Consider the following 1,364-nt stretch of genomic DNA (forward strand, 5'->3'; position numbering starts at 1 on the left):
CCTTAAAGCTAAAATTGAAGAACTTGACGACTATAAGCTAAGTAAGTATAAAACGCCAGAAATCAAAGTCCCAGAGGGGTTTGAATGAAAAAATATTGGGTAGTTGAAGACCATTTGGGCGGAGGACTTTATCTGATGTCAGAAAATACTTCAGAAAAAGAATTAGAAGAAGTTGAAGATTATTGTGAGACGTGTGGAGACAACGATTCTATTATTGGTCAGTTTTCAAACTGGAAACAACTTAAAAAAGAAATGACTGATGACGAAGGTTGGTGTCCATATTCAGATGAATATTTGCAATCAGTATTTGAATAGAAAGGGAATGAATGTATTATTTAAATAAAATGTTGGAATACAACAAAGAAAACGGCATTATTATTAATAAGTACATTCGCAAGACTATTCAGAAGCAAATACGTATTCATAACAAATATATTTATCGCTATGACCGTGTTACGCAAGCTATTGAATGGATAGAAGACAACTTCTACCTGACTACTGGTAACCTGATGAAAATTGAGCTACTTCCAACACAAAAATGGTGGTATGAGTTAATGTTAGGCTATGATATGGTTGATGAAAAAGGTGTTCAAGTCAACCTAATTAATGAGATTTTTCTTAATTTAGGCCGTGGATCAGGTAAGTCTAGTTTAATGGCTACGCGCGTGCTTAACTGGATGATTTTAGGCGGACAATATGGCGGAGAAAGTCTAGTTATTGCATACGATAATACACAGGCTAGACACGTATTTGACCAAGTTAGGAATCAAACGGAAGCAAGTGATACATTAAGAGTGTACAATGAAAACAAGATTTTCAAGAGTACAAAACAAGGGCTAGAATTTACGTCTTTCAAAACCACTTTTAAAAAGCAAACAAATGATACTTTACGAGCGCAAGGTGGTAACAGTTCCCTTAATATATTTGATGAAGTCCATACCTATGGCGAGGATATAACAGAGTCAGTTAATAAAGGTTCACGTCAAAAACAAGATAACTGGCAAAGTATTTACATCACTTCTGGCGGACTTAAACGCGACGGACTTTATGATAAACTTGTTGAACGATTCAAATCAGAAGAAGAATTTTACAATGATAGGTCATTCGGCTTGCTTTACATGCTAGAAAATCATGAGCAGGTCAAAGATAAAAAGAATTGGACTATGGCTTTACCACTTATTGGCAATGTTCCTAAGTGGTCAGGAGTTATTGAGGAGTACGAGCTTGCGCAAGGAGACCCAGCGTTACAGAATAAGTTCTTAGCGTTTAATATGGGCTTACCTATGCAGGATACAGCTTACTACTTCACTCCGCAAGACACTAAACTAACAGACTTTAATTTATCTGTATTTAATAAAAATAGA

3 protein-coding genes are annotated in these 1,364 nt (G+C 35.6%); all 3 read left to right on the forward strand.

What is annotated here, in order from left to right; translation table 11 throughout:
• Window positions 1–13 precede the first annotated feature (13 nt).
• Window positions 14–88 (forward strand): bacteriophage terminase small subunit, encoded by a 75-nt coding sequence (locus FDX22_RS21225; RefSeq protein ID WP_252362868.1) that lies wholly within the window; start codon window positions 14–16, stop codon window positions 86–88.
• The gene (locus tag FDX22_RS21230; RefSeq protein ID WP_036853254.1) at window positions 85–315 is read left to right on the forward strand and encodes a hypothetical protein; all 231 of its coding nucleotides are present in this window, start codon (window positions 85–87) and stop codon (window positions 313–315) included. The genes FDX22_RS21225 and FDX22_RS21230 overlap by 4 nt, the downstream gene beginning before the upstream one ends.
• A gap of 11 nt (window positions 316–326) precedes the next feature.
• The coding region (locus tag FDX22_RS21235) for a terminase large subunit domain-containing protein (RefSeq protein ID WP_222592548.1) at window positions 327–1,364 on the forward strand (1,038 nt) is incomplete at its 3' end.

It is taken from the genome of Citrobacter sp. TBCS-14 (assembly GCF_005280805.1).
In the GTDB taxonomy this organism is placed as follows: Bacteria; Pseudomonadota; Gammaproteobacteria; order Enterobacterales; family Enterobacteriaceae; genus Citrobacter; species Citrobacter gillenii.